This window comes from Arthrobacter sp. SLBN-122, from assembly GCF_006715165.1.
Classification (GTDB): domain Bacteria; phylum Actinomycetota; class Actinomycetes; order Actinomycetales; family Micrococcaceae; genus Arthrobacter.
Genome location: NZ_VFMS01000001.1, coordinates 2,404,422 through 2,423,056, shown reverse-complemented (window position 1 = coordinate 2,423,056; position 18,635 = coordinate 2,404,422). Strand labels below are relative to the sequence as shown.

Here is an 18,635-nt window from a genome sequence, read left to right as displayed (position 1 = left end):
GCAGCTCCTGCAGCCGGCACAAACCCGGCCGCTGTATCGCCCGGGAAGTGCCGGCATGTGGGCCGTCTTCGCACCGGCCTCAGATGCGCGGATTTTCCTCCCCGCGGACATCATGCTCCGCGGAGGTGCCTGTATTTCCCGTCGCGGTGTCTTTCGCGTCGCGGTTGCGCCGCCGCCCGGATTCGGCTTCCGTCATGTCAGCAGGCATATCCGTCCTGGTGCCGCCGGTAACAGTGTCATGGCTTCCATGGTTACCCTGTCCCGCGTCGGCAGGTCCACGGCCGTCATGGCCGGCGTCACGATGCTGCACCGGCCGTCCATCATTGCCCTCAACACGGTCCCGCCGGCTGCCATCCCTTCCTACGTCAGGATCCAGTTCATCCGCTTTCCGGGCGCGGCTGGCAACATCACCCCGCAGGGACTGGGCCTCATTGGCCCGCTGCTCGGCCTCCTGCCGAAGGCGGGCAGCGTCAACCTGCGCCTGCTCCGCATCAGCACGCGCACGGATGGCCTTGGCCTCGCGCTCGCGGGCATCGATTTCCATGTTCTCGGCTTCACGCCGGATCTCGGCGGCCTTTTCCCGGTGCTCCTGGTCGCGTTTCTGCTGCATGGCCTTGCGGCGCTTTCCGCCGGCCAGAAGAAGCACCACAATCAGCGCCACCACAACAATGGCAACTATCACCCATACCCATGGAGCTGTATCCATGTTTCCCACCACTTTCCACTTCGTTGTGACCGGGCAGGCCCTCGCCATTCCGGCTGACATTTTTGGAACGGTTATAACTCGCTTAGCAAGGGTACTTACTTTTTATTAGTAACCATGCTTATCATTTTACGGCCAGTATTGCTGGTTCTTGATCAACAACCGGCCTTCTTGGAAAGAGAGAGCGAAGATGACAGAGAACCAATGGCCCGAGGACCCCGCTTACACGACTCCTCCGGGCAGTACAGGAATCCCGGGTGAGCGGGAGGCCGCTACCTTCCCGTCAACCGCCGGCCCCTACACGGGCGAGGCCGGAACCGGCTACGCCACGACCGACGAAACCTCTGGATCCTCGCGCAAAGAGGCTGCCAAGGAAGAAGCAGCCGACGTTGCCCGCACTGCCGCCGGGTCCGCGCAGAATGTGGCCCAGACGGCCAAGGGCGAGGCCGCGAACGTGGCCCACGAAGCCAAGGCCAATGCCCAGGACCTGCTCCACCAGGCGAAGTCTGGCCTGACCAGCCAGGCCGGCACGCAGCAGCAGAAGGCCGCCGAGGGCATTCGGAACATTTCCAGCCAGCTGCACAGCATGGCCAGCTCACCTGACCAGCAGGGCATGGCCAGCGACCTCGTCCGGCAGGCGGCCGAGCGCACGTCCTCCATGGCTTCCTGGCTGGAGAACCGGGAGCCGGGTGACCTCCTGAACGAGGTCCAGCGGTTCGCCCGCAACCGGCCCGGAACGTTCCTGCTCCTCGCCGCCGGCGCCGGCGTCCTGGCCGGACGCCTCACCCGCGGCCTCACCGCAGGCGCCCCCGGCTCATCCTCCAGTACCTCTACCGGCTCCAGGGCGGGTCTCTCCGGCCAGTACTCCGGAACCCCCTACGGTGACCAGTACAGCCAGACAACCCCCGTTGCCGGTGGAACTGTGCCCCCGCCGCCGGTCCAGCTCCCCGGCCCGGCCACCACGACCGCAGGGTACGACGGTGGTGCGCCGGGCAGCAGCTATCCCGAAGCAGCGGGTCCGGCCAGCGGCCTCGACAGCCCGCAGCTGGTGGAGGAGCCCTGGTCCGGGAACCAGCTGTCCGACGACCCGCTGCGTGACCGCGCACTCGCCGACGATCCCATGGCCAACGACCCCCTCACCCAGGACCGCACCCGGGGTGGCCAGACGGGTGGTCTGTGATGAGTAGCCAGATTCCGGAGATGCCGCCGAGTGAGGCGCATATGAAAGCCGACAACGCATCCCTGGGTGAGTTGCTGGGGGATGTGACCCGGGACCTGTCCACCCTGATGCGTCAGGAAGTGGAACTGGCCAAGGCCGAACTCAAGCAATCCACCTCCCGGGCAGGGAAAGGCGCCGGCATGCTCGCCGGCGCCGGCGTGGGCGGCCACTTCGTCCTGCTCTTCCTGTCCCTGGCCCTGATGTGGGCCCTCGGCGCCATCATGCCCCTGGGCTGGTCCGCGCTGATCGTCGCCGTGGTCTGGGCCATCATCGCCGCGGTCCTGGCCTCCATCGGCCGCAAGGAACTCAAGCAGATCAAGGGCATGCCCCAAACCGGGGAAACCCTCTCAGAAATTCCCCCAACCCTAAAACCAGGTGAGGTAAACCGATGAGCGAAAACCCTGACGTCATCCGCGCAGACATAGAAGCCACCCGGGCACGGCTGGGCACCAACGTGGACGCCGTAGCGGACAAAGTCACCCCGTCCAACATCGTCCACCGCCAAACCGACAAAGTAAAAGACGCCGTGACCGGGGTGAAGGAGAAAATCATGGGAGCAGCAGACACCGCCACCACCAAGGTCCACGACACCACCTCCACCGGCGCCGGACACACCACCAACGCCATGCACTCCGCCGGCGACAGCCTGCACCAGGCACAGGACACCGTCTCGGCCAAACTCAGCGACGCCGGCCAGGCCGTCTCCGCAGCCCCGGACCAAGTCAAAGCCAAAACCGCCGGCAACCCCCTGGCCGCCGGGCTGATCGCGTTCGGCGCCGGCATGCTGGTCTCCTCGCTGATCCCGGCAAGCCAGAAGGAACGCGAAGCCGCGGACCAACTCAAAACCGCAGCCCAGCCCCTGGCCACCCAGGTCACCGACGCCGCCAAGAACATGGCCCAGGACCTGAAGGAACCAGCCCAGGAAGCCATGGAAAACGTCAAGGCAACCGCCACCGACGCCGCCCAAAACGTCAAAGCCGAAGGCCAAACGGCCGCAGCCGACGTCAAGGACCGCGCCACCGACGCCAAAGACAACGTCCAAAACACCTAACCTGCCCATCGCGGCTCCGCAAGGCAACAGTTCTGTTCGACAGGCCGGCACCGCCACCCGCGGGCCGGCCTGTTCGCTTCGCACCTTTATTGAGAGGACGCCCCATGGCCACTCACGACAGCTCCGAGACCAGCACGGCCAAGGCGGGCCAGGCTCCGGATCCAAATGACGCAAGGAAACCCGGCAGCCCCAAGGACCTGAACAAGCCGTCCTGGAAATACATCCTCAAGAGGACCTTGCGGGAGTTTAATAAGGACCAGTGCCCGGACCTCGCGGCGGCACTGACGTATTACGCGGTCCTGTCGCTGTTCCCGGCCATCCTGGCACTTGTGTCCTTGATAGGACTCTTTGGTGACCCGCAGAAGACCACCGACGCGCTCCTGAAAATCGTCAGTGGCTTCGCTCCTGCCGAAACCGTCAATACGATCAGCGGCCCGATCTCTGAACTGACCAGTGCCCCCGCGGCCGGGTTCACCCTGGTAATCGGCCTTGTCACCGCCCTGTGGTCCGCATCCGGCTACGTGGGTGCCTTCGGCCGGGCCATGAACCGGGTTTACGAGGTGGATGAGGGGCGCGCCTTCGTGAAGCTCCGCGGCACCATGCTGGCCGTCACGCTCCTCGCCGTGGTCATCGTGGCGCTGTTGGCCGGCATGCTGGTCCTCAGTGGCCCGGTATCCGAGGCGGTGGGCGGCCTGATCGGCCTCAGCGGTCCCTTCCTCATGGTCTGGAACATCGCCAAGTGGCCGGTCATGATCGTCCTGATCATCGCCATCATTGCCGTCCTGTACTACGCCACGCCCAACGTCAAGCAGCCTAAATTCCGCTGGATGAGCATGGGTTCCGGGATCGCGCTGTTCGTGTTCCTGATCGCATCGCTGGGCTTCGGCTTCTACGTCGGCAACTTCGGCAACTACAACAAGACGTACGGCGCGCTGGGCAGCGTGATCATCATGCTGCTGTGGCTCTGGATCCTGAACATGTCCCTGCTCTTTGGCGCTGAGTTCGACGCCGAAGTGGAGCGCGGCCGTCAACTCCAGGCGGGCATCGAGGCGGAGGAAACCCTCCAGCTGCCGCCACGGGATACCAAGAAGAGCGAAAAGCTGCAGCAGCAGATCGAGGAAGACATCAAGCACGGCCGTGAACTCCGGGAGAAGTACGCCTCGGAGAACGGCCAGGGCGACGGCGAAAGCCAGGACGGGCAGTTTGCCGGCCAAGGGCAGAACGGCGACGGGCAGAACGGCGGCGGTCAACGTGAGCCCCACCGCGACCGTGTCCGCGAGAAGGTCCAGCACCGTGCGGGCAACGGAGAAACCGACGACGGCGGCCGGCCAAGTGGGAGGGCTTAGCCGGCGGGTGCAGGCTTTGCCGTAAGTGGGACTAGGCAGGACCTTCAGGATGGAGGAAAATTCATCTTGAAGGTCCTGTTGAGGTTTCCCGGGTTTTATATCTCCCGGGGCAATGCGGGGTCGGCGGTGAGATGGCCTCTTCTGAGACCGAGGCCAGTCCCCCCAGTCGCCGTCGGCCCCCCTCAATCTCCCCCGTTTCCGCCCGTAACTGGACAAAATACGGAGAACTGCAATACTTTCTTGAATACCTCGCCGGAATCCTTTGGAGACCGGCAGGTCCGCTGAAGCAGACGGCGGCATTACGGTCGACCCTTATGAGCGGACATGCCTGCTACCCATTTTGAACAGTTTCTTGCCGAAGCAGTTGTCCCGGACAGGGAGCCCGGACTGGGCCTCGGACGCGACGAGCTATACGGCCTCTACACCAGCTGGTGTCTTCTGCAGAAGGCAGAACTCCAGCAACCGGCCGCCCTTTGGGAGGCCATGCAGGACGCCGGAATCAACCCGGACAGCAATAACCTTTCCATGACCGGACCTGCTGCGGCGGACTACATCGTGGCCAGCGCTCCGGACTTGGTCTAACCGCCTGCATCCGAGGCCAGGACCGGCCAAGCCGGCTGGCCGGAGTGCAGAACGCTTTAGCCTGGACTAAGACGAAAAAAGGTGGAGCTGTTGCCGAAAGGCAACAGCTCCACCTTTCTTGTATAAAGTTCCTGGCGCCTCACGTGATGCGCGCCAGGGCGAACCCGTCCCAGCCCTTGGAGCCGACGGTCTGGATAACGGTGGCGTCCAGCCGCGGGTGGTCGCCGAGCAGCTTGAGAGCGTCGATAATGCCCGGCGCGTTGACCGGGTCCATGTCCGGATCCAGGACGGCGCCTTCCCAGACCGTGTTGTCCAGGACCACCACGGCACCCGGCCTGCCCAGCCTGACCGCCCAGTCAAGGTAGCGGCTGTTGTTTTGCTTGTCGGCGTCGATGAAGATGAAGTCGAACGGTTCCCTGTCCTCCTCCTCGAGGGCAGCCAGGGTTTCCAGCGCAGGGCCCAGGCGGATCTCCACCCTTTCACCCAAGCCGGCAGCGTCGATGTTGGCCCACGCCACCTCTGCGTGCTGGGGAAGGTATTCGCACGTGACAAGCTTGCCGTTGTGCGGAAGCCCGCGGCCCATCCAGATGGTGCTGTAGCCTGCCAGGGTCCCGATCTCCAGGATGCGGCGGGCGCCGGACAGCTGGACCAGCAGCTTCAGGAGCTTGCCGGCGTTCGGCGCCACCTCGATAGCGGGCATCCCGGCGTCAGCCGCAGTGTGGATGGCCTGCTGGACGGCATCATCCGGGTGCACCACCGTGCGGGACAAGAACTCCTCAGTGGCAATCCACTCCGGCCGGGGTTTGTGCTCGAACATGGGCACAGTTTGGCACGCGGCGTTCCGGCGGTCCAGACACTTCAGCCGGTCCGCTTCAACCCCGCCACGCAGACTCAGGACTCCTGTACCAACGCGTTTTCGAGGCGGTCCACTTTTGCCGTCAGCTCACCGCTGTATCCCGGCCTGATGTCGGCCTTGATCACCAGTGAGACGCGGCTGCCGTAGCGGCCCACTGCCTCGGTGGCGCGCTTTACGACGTCGAACACTTCATCCCACTCACCCTCGATGGTGGTGAACATGGAATCCGTCTGGTTGGGCAGCCCGGACTCACGGACGATCTTCACGGCGGCTGCAACGGCGTCGTGGACGGACGCATCGTTGGGTCGGGAACCTTCGCTGGGAACGCCTGAGGGAGCAACAGAAAATGCAAGCAACATGCCTCCCAGTTTCGCATGCGGCTCGGGAGGTGCGCAGGGGCCGGTCCGGCTGCCCGTCGTCACATAAGCGCCTACCCCGCGGTAACGGTGTTGGCCCGGGGCTCCGTTGCTACCCTTTTGGGCATGAGCCTCGCAGTCGCCCGAAAGCCCCTCCGCGCAGACGCAGCGCGGAACGTGGACAAGATCATCACGGCGGCGCGCCAGTGTTTCCGTGAATTCGGTCCGGAAGTACCGCTCCAGACCATTGCCACCACGGCGGGCGTGGGCCCGGCAACGCTGTTCCGCAACTTTGCAGACAAGGAAGAACTGGTCCTGGCAGCACTGAACCGGCAGCTCCGGCTTACCGTGGACCCCGTCATGGACGACGCCCTGGCCGACATCGATGCCGCTGCCGGCCTGCTGCGCGTTCTCGAGGCCCTGATGGCTGCCGCAAGCGACGACGCCAACCTGCTCTGCGCGGTGGCCGGGCGCCGCGAACTCCTCACGGGAATCACCGGATCCCTGATGGATTCAATCAGTGTCCTTTTGGTCCGCGGGCAAGGCCAGGGAAGCCTGCGCCCGGACATCTCCATGACGGACATGTTCCGGCTGCTCGCCATGCTCATTGGCGTAGTGGACACGATGGAACCGGGCTCTGACGCATGGCGCCGCCCGCTGGCGCTGGTCGAGGACGCCATCCGCACGGTCCGTCCTTTACGCCCGCTTCCCGTACTGGTGCCCGTCCCGGCTGCAGCAGCCGGGACTCCGGCCGGCCCCATTGTCGGCACACAGCAGGTGCAATAAACTCAGAGCGGGGTTAGGCAGCCAGCCTCGAATATTCCGAGATGGAGCCGAACCATGCATAATTTCGTGCGTATCCGCCCTGCAATGGCCACGCTGCGATGAACAGCTCAAAACTACTCCAGTACCTCAATGATCCCCGGGGGCCGGAGGAAGTCCTGCCTACGCTGACAACCGGGGAACTCGTCCAATTGCTTGACGCCCTTTACCAGAACCTTGATACCCCTGAGCCCGAGTTCGGAGCTCAGGTGTGGTACGAGATGGGCGTAGAAGAAAGCTGCCGCAGGTCCGTCTCTCCTGGCGGCGCCGCCCACGGCGTAGCTTAGCTAACGCTTTATGACCCCCTGACAGCCGGCCGGCGCTGCCCGGCTGTCAGGAGTTTTCCCCGGTCTCTCCGCCCCGGGTACTATCCTGAGTGTCAGGCTGGGCCTGTTCAGTGGCCTGTTGCCCGTGCCCCTCATGTTCGTGGCCATGCTCTTCGTGGCCATGTTCTTCGTGGCCGTGGTGCTCATGGAACTCGTTGGGGACGTGGTGCTTGGCCTCCATCAAGTGCTGCTGGAGTTTCTCCTCGGCATCCCGGCGCCGACGTGCGGTGTCCCGCAGTTCACGCGTTGATTCGGAGCCCCGGGGGTCCAGGTAGGCGACCCGATGCTTCCCGGTCTGCTCTGCGCCAGGTACTCCGGTGCCGTGCGCTTCGGTAGCGCGCTCTCCGGTCTCCTCGGTGCCTTGGCCGTCCTGCGGCTCGACAGGCCGCGACTGTTCGTCCATCTCGATTCCTCCTTTGGGGGCCGCCTGGTGTGGGCTGCATCTCCTCCAGTCCACCACACATGGCACCTGGAATGCTGGGCCGCTAGGTGTTCCCTGCGTCCGCCCGCTTGCGGATTTCCTGGCGCACCAAGGCCTGCAAGGCCGGAACGGACGACGACGGGTCCAGGTCGAATGCCTCCCGGAGCCTTCGGCAGAGAATTTCCAGGTCCTCTTCCGGTACGTCCGAAAGCCCGGAAAAGCGTTTGAAGAAGCGTTTAGCTGGGAGGCCTGCCCGACGTCGGGCGTCCTTGTGGCGGGGCCTGCCCGCCAAGCCTCCTGCAGGATGCAGCTGATTTTCCATGGTGGCCGTTCATAGGAATGCCATGGCCAATTGCATAAGCCATTTTCATACTACAACCGCCATGTGGACCGGCACGTGATCCACGTCACCAATACCTGCAGTTGCAGGCTGTATCAGTTCCAGCCGAGGGCCCTCAGCAGCGCCGCGGCGCCGGCGCCGGCGATGACCACCACCAGGAAGGGCGCACGGAATATCAGTGCGATTCCGGCCGCGGCAAGCGCGCCGAGCCTGGCGTCTGCGGCGAGCCCCTGGCCCGACACCACAGCGTTCACCACGGTCAGGGAGGCAAGCAGGCCGATGGTCATGGTCCCTGCGATCCGTGATGTTCGGGGGTCCTCAAGGAACCTGGCGGGCACGAAGTACCCCACAATTTTCCATGCATAGGCAAGCGCGCAGGCAAGAAACAGCCAGAACCACAGGCTCATGCGCCTGCCCCCGGATCCTTGCCTTCTGCCCGCTCCGCACCGGGACGCGCCCCGGTTTCGTCCTGGTGATGATGGCCCGAATGACCGCCGGAGTGATGCCCGCCGTAGGGCTCGATGTCCGGCTCAAGGCCTTCATCGCGGCGCCCGTGGCTGAACCAGCCAACCAACGCTGCCACCAGGGCGGCCACCAGGATGGGCACCCCCGCCGGCACGAAGGGAACGGCCACAACGGTGGCCGCGGCACACACCACCGCGATGGCGATGGGCTCCCGGCCCTTGAGGCGCGGCCAGAGCAATGCCAGGAAAGCGGCAACAGCGGCGCCATCGAGTCCCCACTGCTTGGGATCGCCCAACCCGCTCCCGGCGAGCGCACCCACCGCCGTAAAGAGGTTCCACAGCACGTAGACACCAACGCCGGCGGTCCAGAATCCGCGCTGCTGCTCGGCCGGGTCCGTTTGGCCCGTGCTGGTGGCCGTCGATTCGTCGATGGTCAGCTGCGCGCCCACGTACTTGCGCCAGCCGGTGGGGCGCAGCAGGGCGTTCAGCTGCATGCCGTAGATGCCGTTGCGCATGCCCAAAAGGGTTGCGGCGCTCATGGCGGCGATGCCGGAACCTCCGCCCGCCACCACGCCGATGAACGCGAACTGCGAACCGCCGCTGAAGAGGAGCAGGCTCAGGGCCATGGTCTGCCAGATGTCGAGCCCTGAAGTCACTGCGAGCGCCCCGAAGGACACCCCGTAGAGGCCGGTGGCGATGCTGATGGAGATGCCCACCCTGACCGCGGGCGAAGCCAGCAGTTTCACACCACGCCGCCCAGTTGGGGTGCGGGCTGTACAGGCTTCCGCAGGCTCCAGGCCCAGAGGATCAGCGGCGCCTGGAGGGGCAGCCTGGCACTGTGGATCTTCCGCCGGAGGGGTGTCCCCTGCGGGCCGTAGGCCTTCCTCAGGGCATCGATGTGCCCGGCCAGGAATGCGGTGAACATCGCGGTGAGGGCGGTGGCAGTCAGTTTTCGGGTAGGCGGGAGGAGGATGCCGACGGCGGCTGCCAGCTCCAGCATGCCGCTCACGGCGATCCATTCGTCCCGGGACAGGATGGCCAGTGGATGATTGGCCCCGGCGCTTTGATCCCCGCCGGGTTCCGGATCCGGGCGGCAGAGGTATTCCGGAACCACGTCGCGGTAAAAGCCGGGGTCCCTGAAATGCTTGCCGGCACTGGCCAGCAGCAGGGCTCCCATGGCGGCTGCGGACAGGCCCTGAATGGCTGGGCCGTGCAGAGACAAGTTCGGGGCGGGCAGGCCGTTTCCAGCAGGGCCGGACCAGGGAAAAGACATGGAACCACTCAATCACAGCCACAGCGGTGGCTGGAAACCCGCCATTTGAGGCAAAACGGGCGACGGCGGGAGGCGGCTTTGCAGCCCTTACACCCAAGTGGGCGTTGAACTTCCGTACGGGGGCGGCGGGGACAGGTAATCCATCGTCCGGCCCCCTGCCAGCAACGGCGGACCTACATAACGGAGCTCCCCATACGTGCTGTCCATGGACATGTAGCGGGGCGCGGGCACTTCCCCTGGGCTTTCTTTGTTGGCAGGCAGGGCAAACAGTTCCTCGGCGGTACGGGCCAGCGACAGGCGCGCGGAGCCGCCCACCCCCGTCTCCCGGCGTCCGTCCAGAAGCCGGACGGCAGTGGCAGCCACCCCGTACCCTGTGGCGTGGTCCAGCGCCTGGACAGGCAGGGCACCCGGGTGCCACCCGCCGTCGTCATTCTCCTTTCCGTAGATATGTGCGATTCCGCAGGCTGCCTGGACGATGCTGTCAAAACCCCTCATACCGCTCCATGGCCCTGCGCTCCCCCAGCTGTCGAGGGTGACCACCGCCAGCCCGGGATGCGATGCCAGCAGGTCACGCGGGTTGAGGCCAAACCGGTCCAGGGCGCCGTGCCGGTAGCCGGTGACCAGGACGTCGGCGCCGGCCAGGAGCTGCTGGAGGCTGCGCTGGTTCTTCGGGAGCCCCAGATCGGCCTCCGCGCTGCGCTTGCCAAAGGCCGTGTCCACGAACTGGTCTTCGATTTCAGGGAAGGCCGGCGGATCGATCCGCAGGACGTCGGCTCCGAGTGCCGCCAGCAGGCGGGTGGCCACCGGCCCTGCGATCACCCGGGTCAGGTCCAGGACCCGCAGCCCCTCGAGTGGCAGGCCGTTGCCGCCGTCGTCACCCTTGCGTTCTTCGCCCTTGCCTCTGTCCTTGCCGTCGCCTGTCCCGCCGGTGGCCGCTGCGAACTCCTGCAGCCCCCAACCGGCTGTGCTGCCGTCGGACAGTTCCACCGCAACCCACGGCCCCTCGCCCGCCGCCTGGCCCATCTCCGAGCCCAGCCATTCTCCGCGCGTCCTGACGGCCGCAGCGATACCGCCCTGGCCCTGGATGGCGGTCTCGGCCTCCAGCGCCGTCATGGAACGAAGGGCGTGTCCAGCTCCTTCCGCAGAACTGGTATCCAGCGCCTGCAGCAGCCTCTGCTCGTGGTGCGGGTAGTTCGCGTGGAGCCTGATCCAGCCATCGCTTGTCTGCCGGAAGCCCGACAGGGGCGCGAAGCCCTGCGGTTTCCGCCCGGCAATCCGCAGGTGGCCGAAGGAATCAAAGGCAGCCGCGGCCAGCCCGGATGTGGTGCTGAACCGGCCAGGGGTGCGCGCGTACTGATTCAGCGCCTCCGCCGCGGCTGCCACGGAGTGCAGGGCAAGGCCTTCGACGTCGAGCGGCCCGGCCCACCAGCGGCGCGGGGAATATCCGCCCGGTAAATGCGGGCTGGACGAATACGGCCTTGGCCAGTCCCGGCCGGCGGCCACCATCTCCGCGCTACTTTCCCTGGGTCGAGGCCGCGTGGAGCTGGTCCAGGACACGGCCCGGCACGTTGGTGGTGATCTCGTGGATGCCCAGTTCCTGGCAGAGCGCCACGTCCTCCGGGCTGTCCACGGTCCACACACGGAAACGCCGGCCGGAGTCCAGCCAGCGGCGCACGGTGGCGGGCCGCTCCCTGACGTAGTCGATCCCGGGGCCGGCCATGCCCACCTCCCGGTCATCCAGGATCCGCTCGCCCTCCATCTGCGTGGCCTTCATGAAGTTGGCGATGGCGCCGCCGGCAATTGGCCCCACGCCCAGTCCGCCGCGGATCTCGTGGATGGTGAGATCGTCCACCAGCTGGCAAATGTACTGGGGTGGCACGGAGCGGAGCAGATGGCGGACCGAATCCGGGCTGAAACTCATGAAGGTCACGGCCACGTTGTCCACGGTGGAGCTTTGCGGGTTCCAGCCCTCGCTGCGGAGCACCTCCAGCACGCGGTCCTCAAGTTTGAGCTGGTAGGCGCTGGGATGCTTGAGCTCGATGGCGAGTTGTACCGGACGGCCCGCACCCCTGAGGATGTCCAGCAGTTCCGGGAGGGTGAGGAGCTGCTCTGAACGCGCCCCGTACGCTTCGGGGATGCGGACACCCTTCCAGGAGGAGAAATCCAGCTGGTGCAGCTCGCGCAGGGTCCGTTCGGCCACCGGGCCCGTCCCGTCCGAGGTGCGGTCCAGGTTGGCGTCGTGGAGCAGGACCACGTGCTGGTCCCGGGTGAGGTGCACATCGCATTCAACCCCGTCGGCGCCGTCAGCCAAAGCCTGCAAGTAAGCGGCTCTGGTGTGTTCGGCGTAGGCGCCGCTCGAACCACGGTGGGCAAAGACCAGCGGCCGGTGCGGCACTGACTCGTCAGTTGTCATGGACACACGGTAGCCGACCGGCCCCCGCCTTCGGGGCTAGGCTTGGCACATGCAGGTGAACTCTGAGGCAACTACTGGGCCAACCACGCAGGAATCCCCCACCGAAACCCCGCAGCAGGTGCGGCCGGGCACCCAGGCGGCAGGCGCCGTCGTACGCCGCCAACCCGGTGCCGGCGACGCCGAAAAGGCGGCAGCGCTGCGGAAGATGAAGCTGCTGGCGCTGAGCCTGCTGATTGCCATGGCCGTGGTCTTTGTCTTTGCGTTCGCGCTGCAGAAGGAATATCCGTGGCTGCAGTACGTGCGTGCGGCGGCCGAGGGCGGCATGGTGGGTGCACTGGCAGACTGGTTCGCCGTGACGGCCCTGTTCAAGTACCCGATGGGCATCAAGATCCCCCACACCGCCATCATCCCCCGCCGGAAGGACCAGATCGGCGCCTCGCTGGGCGAGTTCGTGGAGACCAATTTCCTCTCTGAGCAGGTAGTCCAGGACAAGCTGGCGAGCGTCAACATTGCACGCCGGGCAGGTGAATGGCTGGCCGCCCCCGGCGGTGCGGACCGGGTGGCCAAGGAGGGCGCTGCCGTCATCCGCGGTGCTTTCAAGGTGTTGAATGACGACGACGTCCAGGCCGTTATCGAGGGCATGGTGCGCAAGCACCTGCTCACACCGCCGTGGGGACCTCCGGTGGGAAGGCTTGCGGAGCGCATCTTCCATGACGGGCATCACCACACTCTGGTGGACCTGCTGGTGGACCGGGCAGCGGACTGGGTGGACGACAACCACGACACGGTCACCCACCTGGTGTCTGACCGCTCCCCCACCTGGGTTCCGCAGTTCGTGGACGGGCTGGTGGGCGACAAGGTCTATATCGAGATCCTGAAGTTTGTGCGGGCCGTCCAGGCTGACCCCCGGCACCAGGTGCGGCAGTCGATCGACAAGTACCTCAACGACCTGGCCCAGGACCTCCAGCATGATCCCGCGATGATTGCGCGCGCCGAAGACATCAAGGCACAGGTCCTGGGTGACCCGGAGGTCCGTGAACTCGCCTCCCGCACGTGGGGCACGGTCAAGAACGCCCTGCTGGGCGCCGTAGACGATCCGGACAGCGAACTCACCATCAAATTCAAGGCAGCGGTGCGCGATTTCGGGTCGCGGCTGGTTGAGGACCCGGAACTGGCCGGGAAGGTCAACGCCTGGATCGGCGACGCTGCTGGGTACCTGGTCCGGACCTACCGTTCGGACATCGCCGGGGTCATCACGGACACCGTGGCACGCTGGGATGCCGAAGAAACGTCCCAGAAAATCGAGCTCCAGGTAGGCAAGGACCTGCAGTTCATCCGCATCAACGGCACCGTGGTGGGGTCGCTGGCCGGCCTGGCGATCTTCACGGTGGCGCACCTGGTCTTTGGGTAAATCCCTTCGCGATGAGCGGTCTCGGTCCAGCGGTGTGACTCAGGAACGTTAGCCGCCGCTTCGAATGTCAGTGCCTCGATGGATGATGTTCGTATGGAAATCAGCAGCGGTGGCGGGGTGGTTTTGGAGGGGGTTCACTCCTCTGTTGCTGCCCTCGATGCGCTGGACTGTGAGGATAATTTCCTGGCTGCCGGGGTTGGTATTGGGGCTGATGTGGATGTGTTGCAGCGGCGGTACGAGCTCCGGCTGACCCGGCTGGAGGTGGTGAAGCGGCTGGAGGCGCAGCTCGCCGCGGTCAAGGCCGTTGATGTTGCCGAGGCCGTTGAGATCCAGCACGCAATGCTTGCCCCCGACGCGCCGATGCACGAATGCACCTATGCGGAGATGTCAGCGGTGGAGGAGATCGCCGGGGTTCTGACCATCAGCTCAGGCGCGGCCGGGGCGTTCGTGGAGCAGTCCCGGCGGGCCTGTTCCCTGCCGCCGGTGATGGACGCTTTGGCCGCCGGGGCCCTGTCCTGGCAGCACGCCAGGATTGTTGCCGACGAAACCGAAGGCCTCACCCCCGACGGCGCCGCCGCCCTGGTGGCGCACTTCTTCGACCCCGACGCCTCCAAGCCGGCCCGCGGGGCCGCCCCCGGTGAACTCGTGCCATCGCGATTCCGGGTCAAAGTCCGCACGTGGCGCGAACGCCACCACCCCGAAAGCCTGCAGAAGCGCCACGCCAAAGGCGTCGCGGACCGGCGGATGGAATACACCCCGGACCGCGACGGCATGGCCTGGATCGCGCTCCGCCTCCCCGGCGACACCGCCTCGGCGATCTGGAACCGCACCACCGCCACCGCCCGCGGCCTCCAAGGCCCCAACGAACCCCGCACCCTCACCCAGCTCCGCCCAGACATCGCAGCATCCCTGCTCCTCGGGACCGGAACGCCTGCGCGTGAGGCTGCTGCGGGTGAGGCGGCCGGGAGGACGGGTGATGCTGCGGGAACAGGCGCAGGCAGCGTTTCCGGTACCGGGAGCGCTGCGGGGAGCAATAGTGATGTTGGACGAGTCCCCACCCCGCGGGCCGACGTCCTGGTCATGGTGCCAGTGTTCTCCCTGCTCAGTGTCACGGACGAACCCGCAGAGCTGGACGGCCACGGCCCCATCCCGGCATCGATGGCACGCAAACTCGTCACGGACGGGGCGGAATCGTTCTACCGGGTCCTGGTCGACCCCCGCGACGGGGCCCCGCTGGAGATCGGCCGCACCCGCTACCGGCTCACGGAAACCATCAAACAGTGGATCCGGATGCGCGACGGAAAATGCACCTTCCCCGGCTGCAGCAACCGCACCCCGGACAATGACACCGACCACCTCACCGCCTGGAAACACGGCGGCAGAACAGACGTCCGGAACCTGGGACAACTCTGCCCAAAACACCACCGGCTCAAGCACGCCCGGCCATGGGTCCCGGACGCCGCAACGGAAAACTCACCGCCCGGCTGGACCTCACCAACAGGCCGCCACTACAAACCCGAACACCCCGACCCCAACCCGACCCAGTGGCCGCAATGGCTCATGCCGGGTGAACGCCTGTGCTTGGATGCCAGCCCTGAAGACCTTCCGCAGTGGGAACCAGACGACGACCAACTCATAGACCTCAACGACCTCTCGCCGGAGGATCCGGTTTGGGCGGAGTTCTTCACCAAACCATTCGTACTGTCCGGCTGAGGCTGGCCTGTGCTCGTGCGCTAGCCCTTACGCGAAGGAGTCCAGGCCTCTATGCGAAAGACTCCAGTCCTACGCCGCAAGCTTCGAGTCCTGCCCTGATCCTGGCCGCCATCTCTACCGCCGCGGGGCTCCCGCCCTGAAGACGCAGTGAGCCGGGCCGGAGCGCTACCACCGTGCCGTCCGCAGCCACCACTTCGCCTTGCGTGGCCAGGCGGATAGCCCGCTCAACCACTGCATCGACGTCGTGAAGGACTGCATTTTCCTCGGAGAGCGGCACCACGGTGCCATCGGCGAGGTAGGCGCGGTCCGCGAAGGCCTCGACGAATACCGGGTGCCCTGCTTCCTTGGCCTGCTTCAGGAGCTCCGAGCCCGGGAGGCCCAGGAACGGGAGGCCTGGATCGTAAGCGTTTACCGCCGCGACTACGGCGGAGGCCTGCTCGGCGTCATGAATTGTGGTGCCGTACAGCGCTCCGTGCAGCTTCACGTAGTCCACGGAGGCACCCACGGCGTGCGCGACGCCGTCGAGCGCCCCCAGCTGGTACAGCACGTCGCCGAAAAGTTCATCGAAGCTCATCCCCAGCGAGCGCTGCCCATAGCCGGCCAGGTCCCGGTAGCCCAGGTGCGCACCGACGGTGACATCAAGTTCGTATGCCGCCCTGCAGCTGTCCAGCATGGTGACGGGGTCGCCAGCGTGGAGGCCACAGGCTACGTTGACGCTGGTGGCCAGCTGGAACATCGCCGGATCACCGCCGGTGGTCCAGGGGCCGAATGATTGGCCTACGTCAGCGTTGAGATCCAAATGTGTTGCCTTCCAGCGTCAGGTTGTCCGGCCCGGCGGCGGCAGTCAGCTCCCCGGGAATGGTGTCCGGCATTGGCCCGAACGCTTCCCGGGCATTCTTGGCCACCGCACGGCCCATCACGAGGTTACCGGCTCCACCCACCACGGCACCTATTCCGAACGGGAGGGCCCTGCCGAACAGCGCAGTTCCCTGGCGCTTAAGCAGGTTTTTGAGGAAGGCATGCTGGATCCGCTTCCGGACGCTGCCGAACCCGGGCACCACCATGGACTTCGAGAGTGCATTGCCCCACGTGTTGTTGGGGCCGCCGGATGCCTGGCCGCTGAGCGTGCCCAGCAGGGCGGTCCCCTCCTCGCCAAGCATGATGGCCATGACCATGGTGCCGGCCTTCTCCGGATTGGTGAGGCGAATGCCGTGGAGTTCAGCCAGCGAGGTGGCGTAGAGGGCCGTTGCTTCCAGGAAACCGACGGTGGCGGCGGCGGAAAGTCCCAGCGACGCCACGGTTCCAACACCGGGGACGACGGCGGTTGCACCCACCAAGGCACCCCCGCCGGCGACCGCACGCAGGTAGTCGCGCTCTGCGATGTCCGCCAGCTGGGCAGCGGTGGCCCGTGGATGCTTCTTCTGGAGCCGGCGGATGTAGCCAACCACCAGGGGCCGCTGAATCTGTACCGCCTTCAGGAGCATGTTGTGGACCCCGGGCTTTGGCTTGCCCTCGGAATCGAACATTGCACTGTGGGCGGTTTCCTGTGCGATACGTACTGCGGGGTTGCTGCGCCGGGCCATGGTCACCTTCATTCAAATCGACCTGCAGCGGGTAGGCTGCCGTGCTCTTTCCATCCTATGTGGACAAACACTAAGCATGCTGAACTTTTCGGTCTGCAGCTCACGACTGGCGGGCTGCGGCGGCAGGATTCGGCAACTGAAGCCAAGCGCCTGCGCCGCAACCCGCCGACGGCCGTTACTTCCTGGCCTCCTGGACATCATGCCCTGCCGCGCCGGAATCCACGCCGCCGTTGTGCCCGGCGGCAGCCTGGTCGGCCCGAAGTTCAGCCTGGAAGACCTCGAAGCGGGCCAGGTGGGCGGGACGGCGCCGCAGGATGGCCCACGCCACGCCAAGGACGACAAACCAGATGGGGGTCACCAGCAGTGCAACGAGGGTGTCGGGCTGGGTGGTCAGGGCCCACAGGACGAAGGCGAAGAACACGTAAACCACCCACACGGCGGGGATGCCACCGGGCATCTTGAACTTGGACGCCGCGTGCAGATGCGGCCGGCGGCGGCGGAAGGAGATGTAGCTGGCCAGGATGATCGACCAGACGAAGACGAAGCAGACGGCGGACACGGTGGTCACCATTTCGAAGGCCTTGCCAACGTCCTGGCCGGCATACATGAGTACGACGCCGGACAGCAGCAGGACGCAGGACAGGAACAGCGCGTTGCTGGGCACCTTCCTCGTGGACAGGCGGCCGAACATGCCGGGGGCGTCGCCTTCCTGGGCCAGTCCGAAGACCATGCGGGAGGTGGAGTAGATGCCGGAGTTCGCGGAGGACATGGCCGAGGTGAGGACCACCAGGTTGACCACTGTGGCCGCGGCGCCGAGGCCGGCCAGGGAGAACATGCCGATGAAGGGGCTGTGGCCCGCGGCGAACTGGGTCCACGGGGTGACCGCCATCAGGATGACCAGCGCGCCGACGTAGAACAGCAGCACGCGGACAGGGATGGCGTTGATGGCCTTGGGCAGCGTGCGCTCGGGGTTCTTGGCCTCGGCTGCCGTGGTGCCCACCAGCTCAATGCCCACGAAGGCGAACACGGCGATCTGGAATCCGGCCACGAAGCCCATGAACTCGTTGGGGAAGAACCCGCCATGGCTCCACAGGTTGGTGAAGCTTGCCGTGCCCGCGTCGCTCTGGAACCCGGTGAAAATCATGAAGAGGCCCACGATGATGAGGGCAGCGATGGCGATGATCTTGATGAGGGCGAACCAGAACTCGGTCTCGCCGAAAGCCTTGACAGTGGCGAGGTTCAGCAGGAGCAGGATGCCCACCGTGGCCAGGCCCGGGATCCACAGCGGAAGCCCCGGCCAGAGCTCCTTGGAGTAGCCGGCAATCGCGATCACGTCCGCGATTCCGGTGATCACCCAGCAGAACCAGTAGGTCCAGCCGGTGAAGAAGCCGGCCCACGGCCCCAGGAGGTCGGCGGCAAAGTCACTGAAGGACTTGTAGTTCAGGTTGCTCAACAGCAGTTCGCCCATGGCCCGCATGACGAAGAAGAGCATGAAGCCGATGATCATGTACACGAAGATCACGGAGGGGCCGGCGGCGGAGATGGTCTTGCCGGAGCCCATGAAGAGGCCGGTGCCGATCGCTCCGCCGATGGCGATGAGCTGGATGTGGCGGTTGCTGAGCTGCCGTTCAAGGTGGGGTGGCTCGCTGCGGGCGGGCGTGTTTACGGCTTCGTTGCGCGCAGGTTCGCCGTTGGACGTGGGGGGATGAATCGCCATGAGGAACTCCATCGATAAAGCGGCACTTGGGTACCGCAA

At 65.7% G+C, this 18,635-nt stretch carries 21 protein-coding genes; 9 read left to right on the top strand and 12 right to left on the bottom strand.

Features of this window, described 5'->3' with window-relative positions; all coding sequences use genetic code 11:
* Nucleotides 1-79 precede the first annotated feature (79 nt).
* Complete coding sequence (locus tag FBY36_RS11335) at nucleotides 80-706, bottom strand: hypothetical protein (protein WP_142119448.1); 627 nt, start codon at nucleotides 704-706, stop codon at nucleotides 80-82.
* Between the two features lie 187 nt (nucleotides 707-893).
* Here FBY36_RS11335 and FBY36_RS11330 point away from each other — a divergent pair, with 187 nt between their 5' ends.
* From FBY36_RS11330 to FBY36_RS11310, 5 genes are all read left to right on the top strand, one after another.
* Complete coding sequence (locus FBY36_RS11330; RefSeq protein WP_142119446.1) at nucleotides 894-1,883, top strand: hypothetical protein; 990 nt, start codon at nucleotides 894-896, stop codon at nucleotides 1,881-1,883.
* Complete coding sequence (locus FBY36_RS11325; RefSeq protein ID WP_200830469.1) at nucleotides 1,883-2,314, top strand: phage holin family protein; 432 nt, start codon at nucleotides 1,883-1,885, stop codon at nucleotides 2,312-2,314. The genes FBY36_RS11330 and FBY36_RS11325 overlap by 1 nt, the downstream gene beginning before the upstream one ends.
* Nucleotides 2,311-2,973, top strand: coding sequence for a DUF3618 domain-containing protein (locus FBY36_RS11320; RefSeq protein ID WP_142118696.1), 663 nt, complete (start codon nucleotides 2,311-2,313; stop codon nucleotides 2,971-2,973). Before FBY36_RS11325 ends, FBY36_RS11320 begins: the two co-directional genes overlap by 4 nt.
* Nucleotides 2,974-3,077: 104 nt before the next feature.
* On the top strand, nucleotides 3,078-4,319 hold the full coding sequence (locus FBY36_RS11315; protein ID WP_142119444.1) for a YihY/virulence factor BrkB family protein: 1,242 nt from the start codon (nucleotides 3,078-3,080) through the stop codon (nucleotides 4,317-4,319).
* 324 nt (nucleotides 4,320-4,643) lie between these two features.
* Entirely contained in the window at nucleotides 4,644-4,901 is a 258-nt protein-coding gene (locus FBY36_RS11310) for a hypothetical protein (RefSeq protein ID WP_142119442.1), read from the top strand.
* A 139-nt stretch (nucleotides 4,902-5,040) separates the two neighbouring features.
* On the opposite strand, the gene FBY36_RS11305 is transcribed toward FBY36_RS11310, so the two are convergent.
* Both FBY36_RS11305 and FBY36_RS11300 read right to left on the bottom strand, forming a co-directional pair.
* Nucleotides 5,041-5,718 carry an O-methyltransferase gene (locus FBY36_RS11305; protein ID WP_142119440.1) on the bottom strand — a complete coding sequence of 226 codons (678 nt, stop codon included), beginning with the start codon at nucleotides 5,716-5,718 and terminating at the stop codon, nucleotides 5,041-5,043.
* 74 nt (nucleotides 5,719-5,792) lie between these two features.
* Nucleotides 5,793-6,116, bottom strand: coding sequence for a thiamine-binding protein (locus tag FBY36_RS11300; protein WP_142119438.1), 324 nt, complete (start codon nucleotides 6,114-6,116; stop codon nucleotides 5,793-5,795).
* Nucleotides 6,117-6,239: 123 nt separating this feature from the next.
* On the opposite strand from FBY36_RS11300, the gene FBY36_RS11295 reads away from it, so the two are divergent.
* Nucleotides 6,240-6,899, top strand: a complete 660-nt coding sequence (locus FBY36_RS11295) for a TetR/AcrR family transcriptional regulator (protein ID WP_142119436.1) — start codon at nucleotides 6,240-6,242, stop codon at nucleotides 6,897-6,899.
* Nucleotides 6,900-6,997: 98 nt separating this feature from the next.
* On the top strand, nucleotides 6,998-7,222 hold the full coding sequence (locus FBY36_RS20845; RefSeq protein ID WP_142119434.1) for a hypothetical protein: 225 nt from the start codon (nucleotides 6,998-7,000) through the stop codon (nucleotides 7,220-7,222).
* A 46-nt stretch (nucleotides 7,223-7,268) separates the two neighbouring features.
* Here FBY36_RS20845 and FBY36_RS11285 read toward each other — a convergent pair whose 3' ends face one another.
* The 6 genes from FBY36_RS11285 to FBY36_RS11255 all read right to left on the bottom strand — a co-directional run bounded on the left by FBY36_RS11285 (nucleotide 7,269) and on the right by FBY36_RS11255 (nucleotide 12,172).
* Nucleotides 7,269-7,664: a hypothetical protein gene (locus FBY36_RS11285; RefSeq protein ID WP_142119432.1), complete on the bottom strand. Its 396-nt coding sequence runs from the start codon at nucleotides 7,662-7,664 to the stop codon at nucleotides 7,269-7,271.
* Nucleotides 7,665-8,117: 453 nt separating this feature from the next.
* Nucleotides 8,118-8,429, bottom strand: a complete 312-nt coding sequence (locus FBY36_RS11275) for an AzlD domain-containing protein (protein ID WP_142119428.1) — start codon at nucleotides 8,427-8,429, stop codon at nucleotides 8,118-8,120.
* Complete coding sequence (locus FBY36_RS11270; protein ID WP_142119426.1) at nucleotides 8,426-9,232, bottom strand: AzlC family ABC transporter permease; 807 nt, start codon at nucleotides 9,230-9,232, stop codon at nucleotides 8,426-8,428. Before FBY36_RS11270 ends, FBY36_RS11275 begins: the two co-directional genes overlap by 4 nt.
* The gene (locus tag FBY36_RS11265) at nucleotides 9,229-9,759 is read right to left on the bottom strand and encodes a DoxX family protein (RefSeq protein WP_442858238.1); all 531 of its coding nucleotides are present in this window, start codon (nucleotides 9,757-9,759) and stop codon (nucleotides 9,229-9,231) included. Before FBY36_RS11265 ends, FBY36_RS11270 begins: the two co-directional genes overlap by 4 nt.
* Before the next feature lie 87 nt (nucleotides 9,760-9,846).
* Complete coding sequence (locus FBY36_RS11260; protein ID WP_142119424.1) at nucleotides 9,847-11,265, bottom strand: CoA transferase; 1,419 nt, start codon at nucleotides 11,263-11,265, stop codon at nucleotides 9,847-9,849.
* Between the two features lie 7 nt (nucleotides 11,266-11,272).
* Nucleotides 11,273-12,172 (bottom strand): glycerophosphodiester phosphodiesterase, encoded by a 900-nt coding sequence (locus FBY36_RS11255; RefSeq protein ID WP_142119422.1) that lies wholly within the window; start codon nucleotides 12,170-12,172, stop codon nucleotides 11,273-11,275.
* A gap of 49 nt (nucleotides 12,173-12,221) precedes the next feature.
* On the opposite strand from FBY36_RS11255, the gene FBY36_RS11250 reads away from it, so the two are divergent.
* Entirely contained in the window at nucleotides 12,222-13,583 is a 1,362-nt protein-coding gene (locus FBY36_RS11250; RefSeq protein WP_142119420.1) for a DUF445 domain-containing protein, read from the top strand.
* A gap of 93 nt (nucleotides 13,584-13,676) precedes the next feature.
* Nucleotides 13,677-15,296 carry an HNH endonuclease signature motif containing protein gene (locus tag FBY36_RS11245; RefSeq protein WP_142119419.1) on the top strand — a complete coding sequence of 540 codons (1,620 nt, stop codon included), beginning with the start codon at nucleotides 13,677-13,679 and terminating at the stop codon, nucleotides 15,294-15,296.
* Between the two features lie 49 nt (nucleotides 15,297-15,345).
* Here the strand turns inward: FBY36_RS11245 and FBY36_RS11240 are convergent, their stop codons facing one another.
* The 3 genes from FBY36_RS11240 to cycA form a co-directional block, all read right to left on the bottom strand.
* Nucleotides 15,346-16,095 carry a LamB/YcsF family protein gene (locus tag FBY36_RS11240; protein ID WP_142119417.1) on the bottom strand — a complete coding sequence of 250 codons (750 nt, stop codon included), beginning with the start codon at nucleotides 16,093-16,095 and terminating at the stop codon, nucleotides 15,346-15,348.
* On the bottom strand, nucleotides 16,079-16,879 hold the full coding sequence (locus tag FBY36_RS11235) for a hypothetical protein (RefSeq protein ID WP_142122599.1): 801 nt from the start codon (nucleotides 16,877-16,879) through the stop codon (nucleotides 16,079-16,081). Before FBY36_RS11235 ends, FBY36_RS11240 begins: the two co-directional genes overlap by 17 nt.
* A gap of 175 nt (nucleotides 16,880-17,054) precedes the next feature.
* The gene (gene cycA, locus FBY36_RS11230) at nucleotides 17,055-18,596 is read right to left on the bottom strand and encodes a D-serine/D-alanine/glycine transporter (RefSeq protein ID WP_142119415.1); all 1,542 of its coding nucleotides are present in this window, start codon (nucleotides 18,594-18,596) and stop codon (nucleotides 17,055-17,057) included.
* Nucleotides 18,597-18,635 lie beyond the last annotated feature (39 nt).